Origin of the sequence: Gemmobacter lutimaris (assembly GCF_003570715.1) — a bacterium.
In the GTDB taxonomy this organism is placed as follows: domain Bacteria; phylum Pseudomonadota; class Alphaproteobacteria; order Rhodobacterales; family Rhodobacteraceae; genus Gemmobacter; species Gemmobacter lutimaris.
Window position 1 is genome coordinate 1 of sequence record NZ_QXXQ01000003.1, and the last position, 21,360, is coordinate 21,360.

Genomic DNA, 21,360 nt, shown 5'->3' on the forward strand with positions numbered 1-21,360 from the left:
CGACTGCGGGTCCAAGGCCGGGTTCCTTCAGGCCACTGTTGCCTTCGGCATGGCTCGCCCGGATCTGCGGGACGAGTTCACCGCCTATCTTCACGATACGATCGCCCAGCAGAAAGCCGCCCAGTAATCCCTGTGCCTGCCGCCCGCCTGCTGGATCTGACGCGGCTGATGTCGCGTCTGGGCCGACAGGCAGCTACAGGTATCGACAGGGTAGAGCTTGCCTATCTTGACCGCTTTCTGGCGGATCACAAAACGGGCGGGCCCGCGCTTTATGCGCTGGTCCGTCTTTCGTCTGCCGTGGCGCTGCTGGATGCGCCTGCCACCGCACAGGTGGCCCGGCTCGCCCGCGGGGAACAACCCCTGCCTGCCCCTACACTTGCCGCGCGCCTTCGGTTCCGTTCCAACCCCGCACGGGCACAGGCCGAAACCGCCATTCGCAAATTGGCCAGCACCACGCTGCCTGTGGGGTTCATCGGGCTTCTGTTGCAGCGGCTGCCCCCGGATTGTCGATACTACAACGTCGGCCATAGCCATCTGAATACGGCGTTGTTCCGTGCCTTGCGGAGACGGGGCATCCGCAGTTCGGTGCTTTTGCATGACGTGATTCCGCTCGACCACCCGGAATATACCCGCGCAGGCATTCCAGAGGTCTTTGCACGCAAGCTGGCGGCGGTGGCGGGCGGGGCGGATCGGGTGATCCATACCGCACAGGTGACGCGGCAGGCGAATGAGGCGCAATTGCGCGGCTTTGGCCCGGTGCCGGAGGCAGTTGTCGCGCCGCTTGGCATCACGGTTGCCGATCCGGGCTCGCTGCACTTGCCGGCGCTTGACCCGGCGCGACCTTATTTCGTGACGGTTGGCACGATTGAGCCGCGCAAGAATCACATGCTGCTGCTGGATGTCTGGCAAGCGCTGGGCGCGCATCTGCCTGAGGACAGGATGCCGCAACTTGTTATCGCGGGCAGCCGCGGCTGGAGGAACGAGGCGGTTTTTGCCCGGCTGGATGCAGCCCCTCGCCATGTGATCGAGGCACCAGGGCTGGACGATGCCGCCCTGTCGCACCTGCTGATCAACGCGCGGGCACTGCTGTTTCCCAGCCTGGCCGAAGGCTTTGGCCTGCCCCCGCTGGAGGCGCGCGCGTTGGGGGTTCCTGTTTTCGTGTCGGACCTGCCGGTTCTGCGTGAACTTCTGGGTGATACGGCCATTTACCTCGGGACTTCAGATGTTTATTCTTGGTCGGAAACAATAATCCGGGCGTTGTCAGCCGGTCCGCACCCAGACGCGGCAGCCGCAGCATACCGGGAGACGGGGATGGCAGCGGCAGGTCCTGAGTGGGATGCCCATTTCAAACTCGTCTTAAGCAATGACTGGTAAACCGGGCCGGTATTTTCCGGTCGGAGAGAGTGTGTGGGAATACTTGGGTCATATCAGCTTCGGCTTGCGCGCAAGCGCTGGCGGATTCGCGCGTTTCGCAAACGACGCGAGCTGAAACCTGTTGCTGATCGCACGGGCGCCATCCGGTCGGGTGACCTTCTGCTGTTCTCGACCCTGCGGAACGAGAAAGTTCGCCTGTCTTGGTTTCTGCGCTATTACCGTGACCTCGGCATTGATCATTTCCTTTTCGTGGACAATGACAGCGATGACGGGTCGCGCGAATATCTGGCGGCGCAGCCCGATGTCTCGGTCTGGACCACGCGGGCCAGTTACAAACGATCCCGTTTCGGCGTGGACTGGCTGAACTGGCTGCAAATGCGCTACGGTCATGGCCATTGGACGCTGGTTGTCGATTCAGACGAATTCTTCGTTTATCCCTTCTGCGACACCCGGCCCTTGCGTGCCCTGACCGACTGGCTTGACGCGAGTTCCATCAAGTCGTTCTCGGCCATGCTGCTGGACATGTATCCCAAAGGCCCCTTTGGTGAACATGTTTACCGCGAAGGCACCGATCCGTTCGAGATCGCGCAATGGTTCGACAGTGGCAATTACACCATGTCGAAGAACCGCAAGTTCGGGAACCTGTGGATTCAGGGTGGTCCCCGCGCGCGCACCTTTTTTACAGATGCACCGGAACGCGCACCGGCACTGAACAAGATCCCGCTGGTGAAATGGCACCGCGATTATGCCTATGTCAGTTCGACCCACATGCTTCTGCCGCGCGGGCTGAACCTTGTTTATGACGAATGGGGCGGCGAGAAGGCCTCGGGTTGTCTTCTGCATGCCAAGTTCCTCGATACCTTCGCCCACAAGGCGGCCGAGGAAATGGCCCGCAAGCAGCACTATGCCAACAGTCACGAATATCGCGCCTATCAGGAGGGTTTGGCCGCCAGCCCGGATTTCTGGTGCAAGTGGAGCGAGAAATACATCAATTGGCGCCAGCTTGAGATTCTCGGGCTGATGTCCAAGGGCAACTGGGCATGAGGGGGCAGGGGTGAGCGTCGGCTTCGTCATGCTCTGTCACACCGCGCTTGGCCGTGCCGCGCAGGTGGCGCGTTACTGGGCCGAACATGGCTGCCCGGTGGTGATCCATGTTGACAAGCGTGTGTCGAAATCGGCGCTGCGCCGCATGACGCGTGATCTGGAAGGGGTGGCTGACGTCCGCTTTTCACAGCGCCATGCCTGCGAATGGGGAAGCTGGGGCCTTGTCGCGGCTACACAGGCTGCCGCCACGCTGATGCTGCGGGAATTTCCGGGGGTGCGGCATGTCTATCTTGCCTCCGGCTCGTGCCTGCCGCTGCGCCCGGTCGAGGAGTTGGTCGCCTATCTGGATGGACGGCCGAAAACCGATTTCATCGAAAGCGTCACGACCGAGGATGTCGGCTGGACGATCGGCGGGCTGAACATCGAACGCTTCACCCTGCGATTCCCGTTTTCATGGCGCAAGCAGCGGCGGCTGTTCGATGGCTATGTCCGGCTGCAACGTCGTGTCGGTTATCGTAGGCGAATCCCCCCCGCGCTGGTGCCGCATCTGGGAAGCCAGTGGTGGTGTCTGACCCGACAAACCCTGTCCGCCATTCTGGAAGACCCGGAGCGCCCCGCCTATGACCGCTATTTCCGCAAGGTCTGGATCCCCGATGAAAGCTATTTCCAGACGCTTGTGCGTCAGGTCTCGGCCAATGTGGAAAGCCGGTCTCTGACCCTGTCGAAGTTCGATTTTCAGGGCAAACCGCATATCTTTTACGACGATCACCTGCAATTGCTGCGCCGGTCCGACTGTTTTGTGGCGCGCAAGATCTGGCCGCATGCCGACAAGCTTTACCGCATCTTCCTGTCAGACGATCTGGCTCGCCAGCCAGCGGCAGAGCCTAATCCGGGCAAGATCGACCGGCTGTTCGCCAAGGCCGTGGAACGCCGCACCAAGGGCCGTGCCGGGCTTTACATGCAAAGCCGTTTCCCGAACCTGCATTGGGAAAACGGCATGACGGCCGCGCCCTATTCTGTGTTCGAAGGGTTTTCCGACCTGTTCGAGAATTTCGACATCTGGCTGGGCAAGGTCACTGGCTCGCGCGTGCATGGCCATCTGTTCGCCCCGGACCGGGTGGAGTTCGCGGGGGGCGAGACGGTCTATAACGGCGCCCTGTCCGACAGCGCCGATCTGCGCGATTACAACCTGCGCGGCTTTATGGGGAACCTGATGTGGAACACGCGGGGCGAGAGGCAGTGCTTCCAGTTCGGCCCGCGTGATAACCAGAAGATTGGCCCCTTCCTTGGCCGCGACCCGAATGCACAGGTCTCGGTCATCTCGGGCGCCTGGGCGGTGCCGCTGTTCCATTCCAACCGCAATTTCGGTGACATCCGCAAAGAGGCGGCGCGGCTTCAGAAGATCGAGGCGGAACATCTGGCCGAATTGCGTTCGCTGCATGTGAAGGCGCGGGTGCGAATCTGGACACTGGCGGAATTCATAGAAAACCCGATGGAACCGTTGCAAACCATCATCGACGAGATCAGCCCCCGCTCCAGCCGCCGCCTGACCGAAGCGCCGCGCATGTCGGATCTGACCGGCTTCGGCCAGTTCCTGCAAAACCTGCGCAATCAGGGGATGCAGCCGGTCCTGATGGGCGATTTTCCGGCCGGTGACGACCCCCGGCCTTCGACCACGCGGCGCGGCCGCCCCTATCTGGTGAAGTGATTTGCCCCTGACCGGATTTACCTCTTTCGTGATGTTCGCGGAAATGCGGACAGGCTCTAATTTCCTTGAGGCCAATCTGAACGCGCTGGAAGGCGTCGAATGCCACGGCGAGGTATTCAACCCGCATTTCATGGGCAAGAAAGACAATCTGTCGCTCTGGGGGATCGACATCGCGCAACGCGATGCCGACCCGTTTCCCGTGCTGGCGGCGATGCGGGCGGCGACGCCGGGGCTGGCGGGATTCCGTTGCTTCCACGATCACGACGCACGGGTGATCGACGCGGTTCTGGCCGATCCGGCCTGCGCCAAGATCATCCTGACCCGCAATCCGGTGGAAAGCTATGTCAGCCTGAAGATCGCGCAGGACACCGGGCAGTGGAAATTGCAGAACGCGGCGAAGCTGAAATCCGCGCGTGCGCATTTCGATGCCGCCGAGTTTGAGGCGCATCTGCGCACCGCCCAGGAATTTCAACTGTATCTGCTGCATGGGTTGCAGGTGTCGGGGCAGACGGCTTTCTACATCGACTATGAGGATCTGAATGATCTTGAGGTGCTGAACGGTCTTGCGGCCTTCCTTGGGATTCCGGCGCGGCTGGAGGTGACGGACCCCAAGCTGAAAAAGCAGAACCCCGAAGAGATTGCAGAAAAGGTGACCAATCCGGCCGAAATGGAACACTCGCTGGCGCGGCTGGATCGTTTCAACCTCGCCCGCACCCCTAATTTTGAACCCCGCCGCACACCCGGAATTCCGGGTTTTGTCGCCGCGGCGGATGCGCCCTTGCTTTATATGCCGCTTCGGGGCGGGCCAGAGGCAGAGGTGCGCGCATGGCTCGGCCGTCTGGGTGCAGGTGGCATTATGACGGATTTCGCGCAGAAAACCCTGCGCCAGTGGAAGCGTCAGAACGGAGGGCATCGCAGCTTCACCGTGCTGCGCCACCCGTTGTTGCGCGTCTATGCCGCCTTTCAGGATGCCGTCATGGCGGGTGGTGATCTGCATCGGCTGCTGGTCCGCAGCTACAAGCTGGATCTGCCTGCGCCCGACCAAGCCCTTACGGCAGAGGAAGAACGTGCCGCCTTTCTGGCGGTGCTGCGCTGGTTGAAGCTCTATCTGTCGGGGCAGACCGGGCAGAAGATCGACCCGCGCTTTGCCTCGCAAACCGCCGTGCTTCAGGGTTTTGCGCAGTTTCAGGGCCCGGATGCCGTGCTACGCGAGGAGCGTCTGGCCGAGGGGCTCGCTTGGCTTTGCGCCGAAACTGACGTTGCGATGCCGGATTTCACCGAAGATAACGCGCTGCCCGATGCGCTGGCCCGCATCCATGATCGCGAGATCGAAGATGCGGCGCGCGAGGCCTATCAGCGCGATTATGTCGGCTACGGCTTCGGCCGCTGGCGCGGTTGACGCTCAGGCGGCTTGTGGCGCGCGGCTTTCGGTCAGGATGGCGAACAGTTTTGCCGGGTCGGTATTGGCGCGCAACTTTGTGCAGATGCCACTGTCGCGCATGGTGCGGCTGACCAAGGCCAGCGCCTTCAGATGTTCCACGCCCGAATCTTTCGGGGCGAACAGGCCAAACACCAGATCGACCGGCTGCCGGTCAACACTGTCATAATCCAGCGGTTTTTCCAGCCGCACGAAAACGCCGACAATTCCGCTCAGATCTTCCAGACGCGCATGGGGCAGGGCGATTCCATGGCCCACGCCGGTCGGGCCAAGGCTTTCGCGTTCCTGCAAACCATCAATGGCGATGGAAGCATTCAGCTTGTAAGCCTGCGCCGCCATTTCACCCAGCTCCTGAAACAGGCGCTTCTTGCTGGTCAACTGGCTGACGACCCTGACGGCCTCAGGATTGAGAATCTTGGAAATGTCCATCAGGGTCGCCGTCTGTTCCACGCCGCAAGGGCGCCTATTTGCTGTTGCGCGGGTCGATCCAGCCGATATTGCCGTCATCCCGGCGATATACGACGTTCACCCCGCCATGTCCTTCATTGCGGAAGACGAGCATTTTCTGTCCTGCCAGCTCCATCTGCATCACCGCCTCGCCGACAGTGATCGAAGGAATCTTCGTCTCCATCTCGGCGATGACGATGGGCTGATCAGAGATTGCCTGACTCTCGTCGCCCTCATCGGTCGGGGCGAGGATATAGGAGGAACCGCCGTCGAATTCAACAGGTGCCGTGCGCTTGTGGTGATGGTCGCGCAGACGGCGTTTGTGACGGCGTAACTGCTTGTCCATTTTCTCGCGACAGGCTTCGAACGCGGCATAGACTTCGGATGCGCTGCCTTTCGCACTGGCATTCAGTCCGGTGGAAAGATGGATCGTGGCCTCGCATACGAATTCGTGCGCGGCCTTGGAAAACACAATCACAGCGTCGGTCGGGCGCTGGGCGTATTTTTCCACCACCTCGCCCAGTTCGGCCTTCACATGGGTCTGAAGCGCCTCACCGATATCAATCTGTTTTCCACTGATCTGGTAACGCATGGCTCCTCCTTCACGAAAACAGCACGGCAGATCCTGCATCATGCAGGGTTACCCGCTGATGAATTTTACATGGGGCCGCCTGCACTTGGATACCAGTCATATCGGCAGGAAGCTGCCGGTCATGTCTGGAGTCGGGGGCGGTTCTCGCACGCATCCCAAGCATTTGGCGGCAGGAGGGCGTGACTTGTCAACAGCTTCATGAAGGCCGCGTGACAGACGGTTTGTCGCGCCATCCTAGCGTCAACTCAGGCGGAAGCTCTGGCCCAGATAAACGCGGCGCACGGTTTCGTCGCGCACGATCTCGTCGGTGGTGCCGCTCATCAGCACATGTCCGTCATGCAGGATATAGGCGCGATCCACGATTCCCAGCGTTTCACGGACGTTGTGATCGGTGATCAGCACGCCAAGGCCGCGCAGCTTCAGATCCTGCACCAGATGGCGAATTTCTCCCACTGCGATGGGGTCCACACCTGCGAAGGGTTCGTCCAGCAGCAGGTATTTCGGTTCCGCCGCAAGGCAGCGCGCGATTTCGACCCGCCGCCGCTCACCGCCCGACAGCGCGAGCGCGGGTGCGCGGCGCAGGTGGGTGATAGAGAATTCGGACAGAAGTTCCTCAAGCCGCTCACGCCGCTTGTGGCCGTCGCGCTCGCGAATCTCCAGCACGGCAAGGATATTGTCCTCGACCGAAAGCCCCCGGAAGATCGACATTTCCTGCGGCAGATAGCCCACGCCGAGCCGTGCACGGCGATACATCGGCAAGGTGGTCACATCCTTGCCGTCGATCAGCACCTGCCCGCCCTCGGGCGTCACCAGACCGGCGATGGAGTAGAAACAGGTCGTCTTGCCCGAGCCGTTGGGGCCCAGAAGTGCCACGACCTCGCCGCGTTGCAGATCCAGCGTCACATCGCGGATCACAGGCCGTTTCTTGTAGCTTTTCCGCAAGCCACGCACATGCAGCCCGGCCGAACCCTCTGTCACCGCCAGATCCGCCATCACTTGTTGCCCGGCACGAAAGTCGTGGACACCCGCCCCTGCATGGTGCCGGTGCCCGCTTTCAGGTCGATGACCAGCTTCTGTCCGGCAATGGCGCTTTTGCCTTGGGTCAGCAGCACATCGCCCGTCATCACCAGATTGCCGGAGCCGATGGTATAAACGGCCTCTTTCGCTTCGGCCGCGTCGGTGGCATTGGCCATCGTCACGCCGCCCGAGGCATGTAGCCGTTCGATGGCCTTGCCGTCGGCGGCATATTCCACCTGCACCCGTGCAGCGGCGAGTTTCAGATCCCCCTGCGCCACCCGGACATTGCCGCTGAACACTGCCGTGCCAGTGGCCTGTTCGACGGTCAGGTTGTCGGCCTCCACCTGCACGGGCAGGCTGGTATCCTGCTTCAGCCCGCCGAACGCAATATTTGCCTGCTGCGCCCCTGCGACTACCGGCAGAAGCAGGCAGCTCAGGGCGAGGGCAAGAAGGGGGCGGCAGCGCATGATCGGCCTCTGTCAGGGGTTACGCGGCTGGTATATCAGGCGAACGCCACCGTTGAAAACCAGAACATACTGGCCCGGTGCGCCGGGGGCTTCCGTTACCGCCATGCCGCCCGCCTCGATCCGGCCGGGCGGGCCGAAGCCCTCAACCGGGCCATCGCTGCGCGCTTCGGTCGTATCCAGCCGCAGCCGCATCGCAGTGGTCTTCATCTCGTATCCGGCAGAGTTGGACACCAGAACGCCCGCATCCAGCGTTACGGTGGTTCCGTCGGCATCCACCTGCGCCTGTCCGGCAGATAGTGCGGTATGCGCGCCATCCGGCGTTTCCAGCCGCGCGCGGACGCTGCTGGCAGAGGTGCCTGCCTCTTCGGCGGGGCGTGCCTCGGCGGCGGTCACCGTGATCGTCGCCCCGTCGCGGGTCACCCCGGCGAGCGTAGGCGCTGTCATGCGTGGCTCGCGCAGGCGTTCGGCGATTTCGACATCGGAATAGGGGATGGCCGCATCAGGATCGACCGTGCGCGCGACAAGGAACAGCGTCGAGAGAATCGCCAGCGCAGACAATGGCAGGATGACCTTCAACCATCCCACCAGCCGCGAATGCGCGTCCCTCGCCATGGCCTAGACCACGCCCGCGCGCAGGCAGTCGTGAATGTGGATCAGCCCGACCACCTGTTGCGAGCTCTCGGGGTCCACCACGAAAAGCGAGGTGATCTTGCGGGCGTTCATTTCGGCCACCGCCTTTTCGGCCAGTGCCTCGGGGCCGATGGTGCGCGGATGGCGTGTCATCACCTGTTCGGCGGACAGCGACAGCAACCCGTCCATATGGCGCCGCAAGTCACCGTCGGTCACCACGCCGATCAGGTGACGATCTGCGTCGATCACGCCCAGCACGCCGAAGCCCTTCTGGCTCATGACCAGAAGCGCCTCGCTCATCGGGGTGTCACCGCTGACCAGCGGCAGGTCGGCATGCATCAGATGCCGCACGGTGGCCAGTTTCGCGCCCAGCTTGCCGCCGGGGTGGAACACGCGGAACTGGTCGGGTGTGAATTGCCGGTGCTCCATCAGCGCTACAGCCAGCGCATCCCCCAGTGCCAAGGTCATGGTGGTCGAGGTCGTCGGCACGATGCCGGTTTCGCAGGCTTCGGGCGCTGGCGGCAACAGGATGGCCACATCCGACTGCCTGAGCAGGGTCGAACCCGCCCGGCTTGCCACCCCGATCAGGGGAATGCTGAACCGCCGCGTATGGGCGATGACATCCGCAAGCTCCGGCGTCTCGCCGGAGTTCGACAGCACCAGTGCCACATCGTCCCCGGTCACCATGCCCAGATCGCCATGGCTCGCCTCGCCCGGATGGACGAATTGTGCCGGCGTGCCGGTTGAGGCGAAGGTGGCGGCGATCTTGCGGGCGATATGGCCGGATTTGCCCATGCCACAGACGATGACCCGCCCGCGTGCCTTCAGGATCAGATCGACCGCCGCGCTGAATGTGCCGTCCAGCGTATCGGCCAGCAGATCCAGCGCCTCCGATTCGCGGCGGATGACGCGGCGGCCAACGGCCAGAAAATCAGTGGTGGAAGAGGTCATTCGGTTCCTCCCAGCCCAGCAGATCGAGTTCTGCCCGCGTGGGAAGAAAATCGAAACACTTCTGCGCCAGATCCATCCGCCCCTCGCGGATAAGCCGCGCCTCCAGCGCCGCCTTCAGCTTGTGCAGATACAGCACGTCGGAGGCCGCATATTCCTTCTGCGCCTCGGTCAATTCGGCAGACCCCCAGTCCGAGGTCTGCTGCTGTTTCGAGACATCGACACCCACCAGTTCTGCCAGCAGGTATTTCAACCCATGCCGGTCGGTGAAGGTGCGGATCAGTTTCGACGCGATCTTGGTGCACCAGACCGGCGCGGTGGTCACGCCGAAGGCCTTCTGCATCGCCGCGATGTCGAAACGTCCGAAATGGAACAGCTTCAGCACCGCCGGATCGGTCAGCAGGCGTTCCAGATTCGGCGCGCTGGTCTGCCCGCGCGCGATCTGCACCAGATGCGCATGGCCGTCGCCCGCCGAAAGCTGCACCACGCACAGCCGGTCGCGGCGCGGGTCGAGACCCATGGTCTCGGTGTCGATTGCCACAACCGGGCCGAGGTCCAGCCCGTCGGGCAGGTCGTTCTGATGCAGGTAAATCGTCAATCTCGCCTCCGCTGGCCATATGGGTGGGGGATAGACCCGCCCGCGCCCGCGGTCAACGCCAGCCCGGCGCCACAAGCGAAAAGGCCCCGCCGGGGCGGGGCCTTTGACGTGTCGTCAGAGACGGATCAGCCTTTCTTGAGGCAGCGCTTGCCCAGAACCTCGGCAATCTGCACCGCGTTCAGCGCCGCGCCTTTGCGCAGGTTGTCGGACACGCACCAGAAGTTCAGCCCGTTTTCCACGGTCGAATCTTCGCGGATGCGGCTGACATAGGTGGCATATTCGCCGACACATTCCACCGGGGTGATGTAGCCACCGGCCTCGCGTTTATCGACGACAAGGATGCCCGGCGCCTCACGCAGGATGGCTTGCGCTTCCTGCCAGTCCAGCGGTTCCTCGAATTCGACGTTGATCGACTCGGAGTGACCCACGAACACCGGAACGCGCACACAGGTCGCGGTCAGCTTGATGTTCTTGTCGAGGATCTTCTTGGTCTCGGCGACCATCTTCCATTCTTCCTTGGTCGAGCCATCGTCCAGGAAGACGTCGATATGCGGGATCACGTTGAAGGCAATCTGCTTGGGATAGACCTTCGGCGCGACTTCCTGACCGGGGACGAACACGCCTTTGGTCTGGTTCCACAGCTCGTCCATCGCCTCTTTGCCCGTGCCGGAAACCGACTGGTAGGTCGAGACGACGACGCGCTTGATCTTCGCGCGGTCATGCAGCGGCTTCAGCGCCACCACCATCTGCGCGGTCGAGCAGTTGGGGTTCGCGATGATGTTCTTGTTCTTGTAGTTGTCCACCGCCTCGGCGTTCACTTCCGGCACGACCAGCGGGATTTCCGGGTCGTAGCGATACAGCGACGAGTTGTCGATCACCACGCAACCCTGCGAGGCCGCCTTGGGCGCATAGACCTTCGTTGCATCGGAGCCGATGGCGAAGAAGGCGATGTCCCAGCCGGTGAAATCGAACTCGGCCAGATCCTTGGTCTTCAAAGTCTTGTCGCCGAAGCTGACTTCAGTGCCCAGCGAATTGCGCGACGCAAGCGCCACGATCTCGTCCACCGGGAACTCGCGCTCGGCGAGGATGTTCAGCATTTCTTTGCCCACGTTGCCCGTGGCGCCGACGACGGCGACTCTGTAGCCCATCGGGGGGACCTCCATTTCACAGAGAAGACGAGGCCCCTTAGCCCAATCCCCCGGCGAGGGAAAGCGCGATCATCGCCGGTGAAGGATACGCGGGTCACGCTTTGTCAGTTCGGCCACGAAATCCGCCTCGCCCGCGAAGTTATGGCCCACATCCGCTGCCGTGCGCGGGCCTGACAGCGACAGCGAGGCGAAGAAGTCAAATCCGTAAAGCCGAAGCTCCGTCAGTGCCGAATCCGCCAGCAGGTCGATCAGCATGATGCCCGTGGTCGGGCCGACCCCCAGTTTCGTGCGCAGGACATTATAGCGCGGGCGCGGATAGCGGAAGAACCCCGGCTGTGATGCCACCAGCCATGAAATGCGGTGCAGCTTGGGCGACATCCACAACAGGCGCGGCTGGCCCAGCAGCCGGTGGCGCGCGGCTGGCATGCGAACGGCAAGGCCCACCCAGTCGGTTCGTGTGCCATGCGACCGGGCGGAGGGGATCGGCGCGGCGTTAATGCGGATCACCAGATCGGCGGTGTCGATCTCGGCCCCGAATGCGCCTTCCGCCAATGCGCGCGCATTGCCGACCAGCGCGACGCGCTTGCCTGCCAGCGGGGTCAGCAATTCGGCTTCGGGAATCGAGGCGGCCTGAAAGGCCGCATCATTCCGGCCGTATTTGGCAATCAGGTAGCCCAGCCGGTTCATTCCCGTCCTCCGGCCGCGCGGGCCTCGGCCAGTTTGGTGGCGAAGGCGGGTCGGTCAAAGCTGGGTGGCTGGCCGGGTTCGTGGCTGAAATGCGGATAATAGACCTCTGCCAGCCATGCCACGAAGGCCGCGCGCAAGGCTTCGTCATAGCCCAGCGCCTCGGGTGCCGCGAACAAGGCGTTCAACGCCTCTTGCCCCCCGGCATGCTGCACCAGTCCGGGCAGGTTGAAGAAGGCCTGGCCCAGCGTCACCACCGGCCGGTCATGAAAGAATGCCTGCAACCCCATCGAGGAGTTCAGCGTCACCACCCCGCGCGCGGCCGCAAGCTGGGCGAAACTGTCGGTCGCATTGTCCACCACCACTCGTCCGGTCGCCAGCAGCGGCTCCAGCAGCGGCCCCAGCGCCTGTTTGGCAGAAGGGTGTTCCTTCACCCGCAGGTGCCAGCTCTCGGGCAGATGCGGCACGGCCTGCGTCAGCGCGGTCAGAAACCCGCCCATCCCGCCGCACCATCCGGCGAACAGCCGGACCTGACTGTCATCGGGCACCTGAAGCGGGCAGAACAGGAAAGGCGTATCCGGCAGGCCATCGGCCCCGGCCTGCCCCACATCGGCGCGACGCGAGGCGCGTGCGCTGAGGCCCGCACCCGCCTCGCGCCAGCGATGGGTTTCATGCAGCGCGGCCCAGGCGCGAAAGAATTCGGGGTCCTGTGGAACGCTGCTTTCGGCATTCACCCCTGCCGGGTCCAGCGTGATCCGTCCTGGCAGCGGGGCAAGCTCGGCATGCAGCACCGGCGCCCCCGCGTCGCGGGCGCCCTGAAGCCAGGCCATGCGCGAGCCGGTCAGCCCGTTCCATGCCACGGCAACCCGGTCGGGGTGCGCGGTGAAATAGCTGCGCGCCCAGTTGTATTGCCCGCGCAAAAGCTGTCGCTTCAGCCAGCGCATCACGGGTCCGCGCGGCTGGCGCTTCGCCCGCGCCAGCGCAGTAGCCACGCGTGCCTCGGTCTCGGGCCAGTCGCGGAAGCGCAGCGGGGCGAAGGGCAGGCGGTGGGCTTCGCCTTCCACCTGCGCAAGGGCGGCAAAGACTGCCTCTTTCCGGGCGTTGTATTCAGCGGGATAGACGATCATCGGCCTGCCTTTCGCGCCACAAGATAGGGGCGTGGTGCGACAAGGGAAAGCTTAGTCCGTGCGATCCTGTGCCAGAAGGTAGACGGCGCACCCTGCCAGCATGACCAGCGCATAGAACAGAAACAGCGCCTGATAGGGCGCCTCGGGCGGCACGGGTGCCACGGCGGCATGCAGCCGCCCGGTGATCATCTGCGAAATCCCGACGCTGCCCATGCCGAACAGGTTGATCAGAGTTACCCCGCGTCCCACCAGATGCGGTGGGAAGAAGGCCCGGCCATGCGCGACGATCACCGCGAAAGTGGCGCCGGTCAGCCCGATCAGCACCATCAGACCGGGCGTCACCCAGCCCCCGGCTGCGGGCATGGCCCAAAGCGCCAGAAAGCCGCCAGCGCAGATCAGGTTGCCGGTCAGGATAACGCGCTTGCGCGAGTGGAACAGCCGGTCCAGTGGGCCATAGGCAAAATTCCCGGCCACCATCGCCAGCCCCATCGCCAGCGTCACCTGCCCGATGCGCGCGGTATCGGCGCCAAAGACATCGGCATAGTAAGGCCCGGCCCACAGCCCGCGCAGCGCGGCGGGCGGCATATAGGCCACTGACATCATGGCAAGGATCGGCCAGATCGCCGGCATCCGCAGCAAATCCAGCACCGAACCGCGCGCCTGCCCCGCCACCCGTTCCGGGTCACGCGCCAGCACGGCAACCAGCCCCGCGATGACCAGCGACACGGCCGCCAGCGCCACCAGCGTCTCGCGCCAGCCGAAACTCTCTACCGCCCATGCCAGCGGAAGGGAGCCCGCGATATTGCCCAGATTGCCGATGCCGATAACCGCACCCGCCAGCGTTCCGAAGATTGCGGGCGCGTAGGTGCGGGCGAAGATGTAATAGGTCGCCATCAAGACGGGCGAACAGCCCACCCCGATCAGCGCCATGGCAAGCTGGATCTGCCATGCGGAGGAGGCGGCTGCGAACACCAATGCCCCGCCGCCTGCGCAAAGGCCGAACAGAACCGCTGCCGTGCGGCGCGGCCCGATCCGGTCCAGCGCAGAACCGACCGGGATCTGTGCCGCCGCGAAGGTCAGGAACCACAGGCCCGAGGCGGCGGCCAGATCCTCGGCCCCGATCCCCAGATCGGTTTTCAGGACCGGCGCCATGACCGCAAGGAAGGCGCGGTAGAATTGGCTTAACACATAGGCGGCGACCAGCGCCGAGATCCCGGCGCGCATCAGGCAGCCTGCGGCGCCCAGGGCTTTTCGCGGATCGGCAGATGCACCAGCGCCGAGAAGGCACCGACCCCGACGCCGATCCACCAGACCAGCGTATAGCCGCCCGTCAGGTCATACATCTTGCCGCCCAGCCAGACGCCAAGGAAGCCGCCGATCTGGTGCGACAGGAAGACGAAGCCGTAAAGCGTGCCCATGTAGCGCAGCCCGTAGATATGTGCGACCAGCCCGCTGGTCAGCGGCACGGTTGCCAGCCACAGTGCCCCCATGGACAGGGAAAACAGCAACACCGTCGTCGGCGTCATCGGCAGCAGGATGAACAGCGCTGCGATGATGGTGCGCGCGGTATAAACCCCTGCCAGGAGGTATTTCTTTGTGTATTTCTTGCCCAGCATCCCGGCGGTGATGGTGCCCACGATATTGGCAAGACCAATCACCGCGATGGCAACGGCGCCCAGGGCCGAGGTCGTCTCGATCCCCATGGCGGCCAGCGGGCCGTTCGGGTCGATCGGGCCGCACATCTCGGTCACGAAGGCCGGGAAATGCGCGGTGATGAAGGCAAGCTGATAGCCGCAGGAAAAGAACCCGAGGAAGATCATGATATAGGACGGGTCGGTGAAGGCGCGTTTCAGCACCGTGCCAAGGCTTTCCTCCAGCTCCTGCTTCGTTGCCATCTCGGGCGAGCGCAGGAAGGGCAGCGCCAGCAGCGTTGCCATGATGATGCCCGCGAAGATCAGGAACACCGTCTGCCACGGAAAGCTTTGCATCAGGATTTCGGCCAGCGGTGCGCCGATCACCTGACCGGCCGATCCGGCCGCCGTCGCAATCCCCAACGCGAGCGAGCGGTTTTCCGGCGAAGATGCGCGCCCCACCACGGCCAGCACCACGCCAAAGCCGGTGCCAGCGATACCGAAGCCCACCAGCACCTCGTAAAGCTGCATTTCCAGCGGTGTCATCGCATAGGCCGACAGCACCAGCCCCAGCGCGTACAGCACCGCACCGCCGATGATCGCCTTGCGGTCGCCGAACCGTTCCGCGACCGCACCGAACAGCGGCTGCCCGATGCCCCAGGCGAGGTTCTGGATGGCGATGGCCAGCGAAAATTCCGCGCGCGGCCAGCCGAATTCCTCGCCAATCGGGATCTGGAACATGCCGAAACTGGCCCTCAGGGCAAAGTTCAGCAACAAGATGGCACAGCCTGCAATCAGGACAGGCGTGAAAAGGGGGGCTTTGGTCATCGGCGCGCTCCGGGGTTCGGTGCAAGGTGATGCGCGCCTGCGGCAGGGTCAATTTGATTTTTGTGATCCATACAATGACCGTTCCTGATGCTTCTGGCAGCGATTTCGCCCTTGCGGCCACAATCGGCAGGAATTTATGCCACCCGCTGCCGATGCGGCTTGCCATGCAGGTGGTCCGTCGCGATGTTAGCGCGAACATTTATGGGGTTTCGGATGACGGATTGGTGGCGCGGCGCGGTGGTCTATCAGATCTATCCGCGCAGCTTTCAGGACAGTGATGGTGACGGCATCGGCGATCTGAAGGGCATTACTGCCCGGCTGGATCATGTGGCGGGGCTTGGCGTCGATGCAATCTGGCTGTCGCCGGTGTTCAGAAGCCCGATGGCCGACATGGGATATGATGTCAGCGATTATTGCGACATCGACCCGCTGTTCGGCACGCTGGAGGATTTCGACGCGCTGGTCGCGCGGGCGCATGATCTGGGGCTGAAGGTCATCATTGATCAGGTGATCAGCCATTCGTCGGACCAGCACCCCGCCTTTGTCGAAAGCCGCAAGGACCGCAGCAACCCAAAGGCCGACTGGTATGTCTGGGCCGATCCGAAGCCCGATGGCAGCCCGCCCTCGAACTGGCTTTCGGTCTTTGGCGGCAGCGCATGGGAGTGGGATTCGCGGCGGCGGCAATATTACCTGCACAACTTCCTGACCTCACAGCCCGACTTCAATTTCCACAACCCGGAGGTGCAGGACTACCTGCTGGGCACCATGCGCTTCTGGCTGGAACGCGGGGTCGATGGCTTCCGGCTGGATACGGTGAACTACTATTTCCACGACGCGAAGCTGCGCGACAACGGGCCGGAACCGCGGGAGGAAAACATTCCCGCCGTGAACCCCTATGACATGCAGGACCACGAATATTCCAAATGCCGCCCGGAAAATCTGCCGTTTCTGGAACGGATGCGTGAACTGCTCGACGAATTCGATGCCCGAACCATGGTCGGCGAGGTGGGTGAAGGCCCGCGCCGCGCCCTGCGCATCATGGAGGAATATACCTCGGGCCACCGGCTGCACATGGCCTATAGTTTCGACATGCTGGGGCCGAAGTTCACGCCTGCGCATTTCCGGTCGCGCGTCGAAGGCTTCTTTACCGCCGCACCGAATGGCTGGCCGATGTGGGCCTTTTCCAACCATGACGTGATCCGCCATGTCTCGCGCTGGGCCGATCATGGGCCGCAGGACGCGGTGGCAAAGCTGGCGGCCGCGATGCTGCTGAGCTTCGAGGGTTCGATCTGCCTCTATCAGGGCGAGGAACTGGGTCAGACCGAGACCGACATCGAATATCACGAGTTGACCGACCCGCCGGGTTTCCGCTTCTGGCCGGATTACAAGGGCCGTGACGGGTGCCGCACGCCAATGGTCTGGGACGGCTCGGACCATGGCGGGTTCACCACCGGCAAACCCTGGTTGCCGGTGAAACCGCCGCAACTGGCGCGCAACGTGGCGGCGCAGGGGGCGGGGTCGGTGCTGGACTGCTATCGCAGCCTGCTGGCGTGGCGCAAAGGCTCGGCGCTGGTGGCCGGGCGCAGCACGTTCTTCGATGTGAAGGCCCCCGTGCTGGCCTTCCGGCGCGACGGGGCGGAGGGATCGGTGTTCTGCGCCTTCAACCTGTCGGACAAGCCGGTGAGCCTGCCCGTCAAGGGTCTGACTGCGCTGGACGGGCCGCAGGAGGGGGCAACGCTGGTGGGCGACAAGCTGAGCCTTGCCCCCTGCGGCTGGGTCTGGGCCTCCTGCGACACGGCTGCGCGGGCCTGAGCCTTAGAGCGCCTTCACCATCCTGTGCACGGTATGGCGCCGCGCGCCATAGTCACGGTCGGGGAAAACCTGATCGGGCTGAAATCCTTCGCGTGCCCAGAAGGCGCGACCCTTCGCATTGGCCTCCAGCGCCGCGATGAACAGCCTTGTGGCGCCGCGCGCCCTGGCACGCGCCTCGACCTCGCGCAGCAGCCGCGCGCCTTGGCCGGAGCCGCGTGCCTCCGGCGCAAAGACCATGAGGCCGATATAGGCGTCTCCGGCCTCGGGATAGCCGAAGGCGACATCCACCTTGCCGATCAGCCGGTCAGCGGCAAACATCCCCAGACGCAGGCTGGTCGTCGGGTCGATACCGGGCGGGGCGTCGGTGAAGAAATCGGCGGCCTGCGAGCCATCGACCGCCGCGCCGCTTTCCAGATCGACGTAATCGGCGGCGGCGCGAAACAGCGCCTCCACCGCCGCAAGGTCAGCCTGCGGGTCCAGATCACGGATCATCGGGCACCTCGATCTTCAGGATTTCCAGTTCCACCGCCCCGGCCGGGCGGCGCCATGTCACCAGATCGCCGACGCGCGCCCCGATCAGGGCCCGCGCCAGCGGCGATTGTGGCGCGATGCGGCCAAGGGCGGCGTCGGCCTCATCCTCGCCGGTGATTTCATAGACCAGTTCGGTGCCGTCCTCATCCACCACCGTCACGCGATGACCGAAGGCAACTTCGGTGGTGCCATGGCTTGCCGGGTCGATCAGGATGGCGCTGCGCAGGCGGGCCTCAAGGTAACGGATGTCGCGCTCTGCCGCGGCCTCGGGCAGACGGTCCAGCCGCTCCGCCCGCGCGCGCAACTGCGCAAGCTCCGCCTGCACCACCAGAAGCCGCGCCTGCAAGGCCGCCAGCCCGCGCGGGGTGACGTAATTCGGATGCGGTGACACCGGCAGATCCGGCAGTGGTGCCAGATCATTGGTATCTTCCTTGACGAAAGCGCGGCTCATCGGATGATCGGCTCCAGCGGGTCATAGGTCACGCCGCCATCCCATGCGGCGACCGGCAGGCTATCGGGCTTGTAGCGGATATGCGCCAGATCGGGGCGGGCAAAGAAACGCCGCTCGGTCACCACGCCCTCGGGGTCGCGCCAGTCCGCCCGCAGGTCGCCCGTGACGATGGTGCAGCGGAAATAGACGTCCACCTGATGAAACGGCCCGTTCGGATCGTGGAACTCGTTTACCAGCGCCACCTCGCCCACAGCGACGGTCAGCCCGCATTCCTCATGCACTTCACGGATCAGGTTGTCGGGCAAAGAGGCGCCGCGTTCCACGCCGCCGCCGGGCGCGCACCACAGGTCGGACACGCCCCCGCCCCAGGCATTGACCAGCAAAAGGCGGTTTTCATGCAGGATCAGGGCACGAACGGCGAGACGGGGACACGGGGTTTTCATGGGCCGAGCCTTGCCGATGCGCGCGGCTTTGTCCATGCTCCGCCGCATGAGCCTGCGCCACGATCTTGCCCTGTCCCTTGCCCTTGCAACCAGCCTGACTGCCAGCGCAGCGCAGGCCGATTGCGTCGTGCTGCTGCACGGCCTTGCCCGCAGCGAGGCTTCGCTTCTGGCAATGGAAGAGGCGCTGGAGGCCCAAGGCTATCAGGTGGTGAACGAGGGCTACCCCTCGACCGAGGCGCCGATCCGCGATCTGGCGCCGCTGGTGGGTGAGGGCGTGGCGCAATGCCTGCCCGGCCCGGTGCATTTCGTCACGCATTCGATGGGCGGTATTCTGGCGCGGGTCTGGCTGAAGGATCACAAGCCCGAGGTCATGGGGCGCGTCGTCATGCTGGCACCGCCCAACCATGGCTCGGAACTGGTGGATGCCTTCGGCCATATCGGCGCCTTCGAATGGCTGAACGGCCCCGCCGGGCTGGAACTGGGCACCGGCGCCGGCTCGGTGCCGCGCGCGCTGCCGCTGCCGGATTACGAACTGGGGGTGATCGCCGGCAATCGTTCGCTGAACCCGGTCTATTCTTCGATCATCACGGGGCGCGACGATGGCAAGGTTTCCGTCGCCTCGACCAAGGTGGCGGGGATGAAAGCGCATATCACCCTGCCGGTCACCCATACCTTCATGATGCTCAGCCCCGAGGTCATCGCCCAGACCGTGCTGTTTCTGAAGGAAGGCCGGTTCGATCCCGACATGAGCTATGCCGTCGCGCTGGCGATCACATTGGGTGGCACCCCCTGAACGCGAACGGCCGCCGGGTTGTCCCGACGGCCGTCTGCGAAAGATCCGGGCGGATCAGATGCTGAGGCAGATGTATTTCATTTCCAGATAATCCTCCATCCCGTGACGCGAGCCCTCGCGGCCAAGGCCGGATTGCTTGACGCCACCGAAGGGCGCGACTTCGGTCGAGATGATGCCGGTGTTCACGCCGACGATGCCGTATTCCAGCCCCTCCTGCACGCGGGTGATGCGGCCGATGTCACGGGCGTAGAAATAGGAGGCAAGGCCGAAGATCGTGGCATTGGCCTTGGCGATCACCTCGTCCTCGGTCTCGAACTTGAACAGCGGCGCCAGCGGGCCAAAGGTTTCCTCGTTCGTGACCAGCATCTCGTCGGTGACATTGGCCACCACGGTCGGCTGGAAGAAGGTGCCGCCCAGATCGTGACGCTTGCCGCCGGTGACGATCTGTGCGCCCTTGCCCAGCGCGTCGGAGATGTGTTCCTCGACCTTCTCGACCGCACCCATGTTGATCAGCGGTCCGGTGGTCACCCCGTCCTTCAGCCCGTCGCCGACGTTCAGCTTGTTCACCGCAGCGGCCAGTTTGGCGGCGAAGGCATCATAGACGCCAGCCTGCACATAGATGCGATTGGCGCAGACGCAGGTCTGGCCGTTGTTGCGGAACTTCGACATCATCGCGCCTTCAACTGCCGCATCCAGATCGGCGTCGTCGAACACGATAAAGGGCGCGTTGCCGCCCAGCTCCATCGAGCATTTCATCACCTGATCCGCCGCCTGACGCAGCAGGATGCGGCCCACCTCGGTCGAGCCGGTGAAGGTCAGCTTGCGGACGGCGTGGTTTTCACAGAACTCCTTGCCGATGTCCGAGGACCGCTGCGAGGTGATGACCGAAAAGATGCCCTTCGGCAGGCCCGCGCGTTCGCCCAGCACCGCCAGCGCCAACGCCGACAGCGGGGTTTCCGCCGCCGGGCGGGCGACGAAGCCGCAGCCCACCGCGATGGCCGGGCCGCATTTGCGCGTGATCATCGCATTGGGGAAATTCCACGGCGTGATCGAACCAACAACCCCGATGGGCTGCTTGATCACGGTGATGCGCTTGTCGCGCTGGTGCCCCGGAATGGTTTCGCCATAGATGCGCTTGGCTTCTTCGCCGAACCATTCGATGAAGCTGGCGCCATAGGCGATCTCGCCCTTCGCCTCGGCCAGCGGCTTGCCCATTTCGGCGGTCAGGATCGCGCCCAGATCGTCCTGATTCGCCATCATCAGATCGAACCACTTGCGCATCACCTGCGCGCGTTCCTTGCCAGTGCGGGCGGCCCATTCCTTCTGCGCCTTTTCGGCGGCGGCGATTGCACGGGCAGTTTCGGCGCGGCCGAGGTTCGGTACGGTGCAGATCACGTCGCCGCGGGCGGGGTTCGTCACTTCGAAGGTGCTGCCGTCATCTGCGTCGATCCATTCACCGGCAACGTAAGCCTGTGTTGCCAGCAGCGACGGGTCTTTCAGCAGCGCGCGCAGGTCGGTCACGGAATCAAGCATGGGGGCCTCCAGTTTCGGGTCGCGCGCAGGAAACCCCTTTGTGCTGCCGCTGTCCAGTTCACCAGCGACGGTTTCCGGTGGAATCCGCGCTTTTGATCAAAATATGCAGCCGGAAG

At 63.8% G+C, this 21,360-nt stretch carries 22 protein-coding genes and 1 pseudogene; 7 read left to right on the forward strand and 16 right to left on the reverse strand.

Features of this window, described 5'->3' with window-relative positions; genetic code table 11:
• The 5 genes and pseudogenes from D2N39_RS06505 to D2N39_RS06525 all read left to right on the forward strand — a co-directional run.
• Nucleotides 1-127, forward strand: a pseudogene (locus D2N39_RS06505) (UTP--glucose-1-phosphate uridylyltransferase); the annotation flags it as partial.
• A gap of 5 nt (nucleotides 128-132) precedes the next feature.
• A complete protein-coding gene (locus D2N39_RS06510) occupies nucleotides 133-1,374 on the forward strand; it encodes a glycosyltransferase family 4 protein (RefSeq protein ID WP_233557074.1) in 1,242 nt (413 codons plus the stop codon).
• Nucleotides 1,375-1,407: 33 nt separating this feature from the next.
• Nucleotides 1,408-2,418 carry a glycosyltransferase family 2 protein gene (locus D2N39_RS06515; protein ID WP_119133988.1) on the forward strand — a complete coding sequence of 337 codons (1,011 nt, stop codon included), beginning with the start codon at nucleotides 1,408-1,410 and terminating at the stop codon, nucleotides 2,416-2,418.
• A 10-nt stretch (nucleotides 2,419-2,428) separates the two neighbouring features.
• Nucleotides 2,429-4,126 carry a DUF5927 domain-containing protein gene (locus tag D2N39_RS06520; RefSeq protein ID WP_119133989.1) on the forward strand — a complete coding sequence of 566 codons (1,698 nt, stop codon included), beginning with the start codon at nucleotides 2,429-2,431 and terminating at the stop codon, nucleotides 4,124-4,126.
• A 1-nt stretch (nucleotide 4,127) separates the two neighbouring features.
• The gene (locus D2N39_RS06525; protein WP_325048509.1) at nucleotides 4,128-5,525 is read left to right on the forward strand and encodes a nodulation protein NodH; all 1,398 of its coding nucleotides are present in this window, start codon (nucleotides 4,128-4,130) and stop codon (nucleotides 5,523-5,525) included.
• Between the two features lie 3 nt (nucleotides 5,526-5,528).
• Here D2N39_RS06525 and D2N39_RS06530 read toward each other — a convergent pair whose 3' ends face one another.
• The 12 genes from D2N39_RS06530 to D2N39_RS06585 form a co-directional block, all read right to left on the reverse strand.
• Nucleotides 5,529-5,993 carry a PTS sugar transporter subunit IIA gene (locus D2N39_RS06530; RefSeq protein ID WP_119134322.1) on the reverse strand — a complete coding sequence of 155 codons (465 nt, stop codon included), beginning with the start codon at nucleotides 5,991-5,993 and terminating at the stop codon, nucleotides 5,529-5,531.
• Nucleotides 5,994-6,027: 34 nt separating this feature from the next.
• The gene (hpf, locus tag D2N39_RS06535; protein WP_119133990.1) at nucleotides 6,028-6,603 is read right to left on the reverse strand and encodes a ribosome hibernation-promoting factor, HPF/YfiA family; all 576 of its coding nucleotides are present in this window, start codon (nucleotides 6,601-6,603) and stop codon (nucleotides 6,028-6,030) included.
• Nucleotides 6,604-6,843: 240 nt separating this feature from the next.
• Entirely contained in the window at nucleotides 6,844-7,596 is a 753-nt protein-coding gene (gene lptB, locus D2N39_RS06540; RefSeq protein ID WP_119133991.1) for an LPS export ABC transporter ATP-binding protein, read from the reverse strand.
• Nucleotides 7,596-8,087, reverse strand: coding sequence for a lipopolysaccharide transport periplasmic protein LptA (gene lptA, locus D2N39_RS06545; RefSeq protein WP_119133992.1), 492 nt, complete (start codon nucleotides 8,085-8,087; stop codon nucleotides 7,596-7,598). Before lptA ends, lptB begins: the two co-directional genes overlap by 1 nt.
• Nucleotides 8,088-8,099: 12 nt before the next feature.
• Entirely contained in the window at nucleotides 8,100-8,699 is a 600-nt protein-coding gene (gene lptC, locus D2N39_RS06550) for an LPS export ABC transporter periplasmic protein LptC (RefSeq protein ID WP_119133993.1), read from the reverse strand.
• Between the two features lie 3 nt (nucleotides 8,700-8,702).
• Nucleotides 8,703-9,668 carry a KpsF/GutQ family sugar-phosphate isomerase gene (locus D2N39_RS06555; protein WP_119133994.1) on the reverse strand — a complete coding sequence of 322 codons (966 nt, stop codon included), beginning with the start codon at nucleotides 9,666-9,668 and terminating at the stop codon, nucleotides 8,703-8,705.
• Nucleotides 9,649-10,263 (reverse strand): ribonuclease D, encoded by a 615-nt coding sequence (locus D2N39_RS06560; RefSeq protein WP_119133995.1) that lies wholly within the window; start codon nucleotides 10,261-10,263, stop codon nucleotides 9,649-9,651. The genes D2N39_RS06555 and D2N39_RS06560 overlap by 20 nt, the downstream gene beginning before the upstream one ends.
• A 125-nt stretch (nucleotides 10,264-10,388) precedes the next feature.
• Complete coding sequence (locus D2N39_RS06565; protein WP_119133996.1) at nucleotides 10,389-11,411, reverse strand: aspartate-semialdehyde dehydrogenase; 1,023 nt, start codon at nucleotides 11,409-11,411, stop codon at nucleotides 10,389-10,391.
• Between the two features lie 69 nt (nucleotides 11,412-11,480).
• Nucleotides 11,481-12,098, reverse strand: a complete 618-nt coding sequence (locus D2N39_RS06570) for a glycosyltransferase family 29 protein (protein WP_119133997.1) — start codon at nucleotides 12,096-12,098, stop codon at nucleotides 11,481-11,483.
• Entirely contained in the window at nucleotides 12,095-13,222 is a 1,128-nt protein-coding gene (locus D2N39_RS06575) for a capsular polysaccharide export protein, LipB/KpsS family (protein ID WP_119133998.1), read from the reverse strand. Before D2N39_RS06575 ends, D2N39_RS06570 begins: the two co-directional genes overlap by 4 nt.
• Before the next feature lie 51 nt (nucleotides 13,223-13,273).
• Nucleotides 13,274-14,446 (reverse strand): MFS transporter, encoded by a 1,173-nt coding sequence (locus tag D2N39_RS06580; protein ID WP_119133999.1) that lies wholly within the window; start codon nucleotides 14,444-14,446, stop codon nucleotides 13,274-13,276.
• A complete protein-coding gene (locus D2N39_RS06585; RefSeq protein ID WP_119134000.1) occupies nucleotides 14,446-15,681 on the reverse strand; it encodes an MFS transporter in 1,236 nt (411 codons plus the stop codon). The genes D2N39_RS06580 and D2N39_RS06585 overlap by 1 nt, the downstream gene beginning before the upstream one ends.
• A gap of 213 nt (nucleotides 15,682-15,894) precedes the next feature.
• Here D2N39_RS06585 and D2N39_RS06590 point away from each other — a divergent pair, with 213 nt between their 5' ends.
• Nucleotides 15,895-17,493 (forward strand): alpha-glucosidase, encoded by a 1,599-nt coding sequence (locus D2N39_RS06590; protein WP_119134323.1) that lies wholly within the window; start codon nucleotides 15,895-15,897, stop codon nucleotides 17,491-17,493.
• Nucleotides 17,494-17,496: 3 nt separating this feature from the next.
• On the opposite strand, the gene D2N39_RS06595 is transcribed toward D2N39_RS06590, so the two are convergent.
• Genes D2N39_RS06595 through D2N39_RS06605 form a run of 3 tightly spaced genes read right to left on the reverse strand, consistent with a single transcriptional unit; the run spans nucleotide 17,497 to nucleotide 18,954 of the window.
• Nucleotides 17,497-17,985, reverse strand: coding sequence for a GNAT family N-acetyltransferase (locus D2N39_RS06595; RefSeq protein ID WP_119134001.1), 489 nt, complete (start codon nucleotides 17,983-17,985; stop codon nucleotides 17,497-17,499).
• Nucleotides 17,975-18,475, reverse strand: a complete 501-nt coding sequence (locus D2N39_RS06600) for a GreA/GreB family elongation factor (protein ID WP_119134002.1) — start codon at nucleotides 18,473-18,475, stop codon at nucleotides 17,975-17,977. The genes D2N39_RS06595 and D2N39_RS06600 overlap by 11 nt, the downstream gene beginning before the upstream one ends.
• Entirely contained in the window at nucleotides 18,472-18,954 is a 483-nt protein-coding gene (locus D2N39_RS06605) for an NUDIX domain-containing protein (protein ID WP_119134003.1), read from the reverse strand. Before D2N39_RS06605 ends, D2N39_RS06600 begins: the two co-directional genes overlap by 4 nt.
• On the opposite strand from D2N39_RS06605, the gene D2N39_RS06610 reads away from it, so the two are divergent.
• On the forward strand, nucleotides 18,953-19,711 hold the full coding sequence (locus tag D2N39_RS06610; RefSeq protein ID WP_233557075.1) for a lipase family protein: 759 nt from the start codon (nucleotides 18,953-18,955) through the stop codon (nucleotides 19,709-19,711). The genes D2N39_RS06605 and D2N39_RS06610 overlap by 2 nt on opposite strands.
• Nucleotides 19,712-19,765: 54 nt before the next feature.
• Here the strand turns inward: D2N39_RS06610 and D2N39_RS06615 are convergent, their stop codons facing one another.
• Nucleotides 19,766-21,244, reverse strand: coding sequence for an NAD-dependent succinate-semialdehyde dehydrogenase (locus D2N39_RS06615; RefSeq protein WP_119134004.1), 1,479 nt, complete (start codon nucleotides 21,242-21,244; stop codon nucleotides 19,766-19,768).
• Nucleotides 21,245-21,360: the final 116 nt, after the last annotated feature.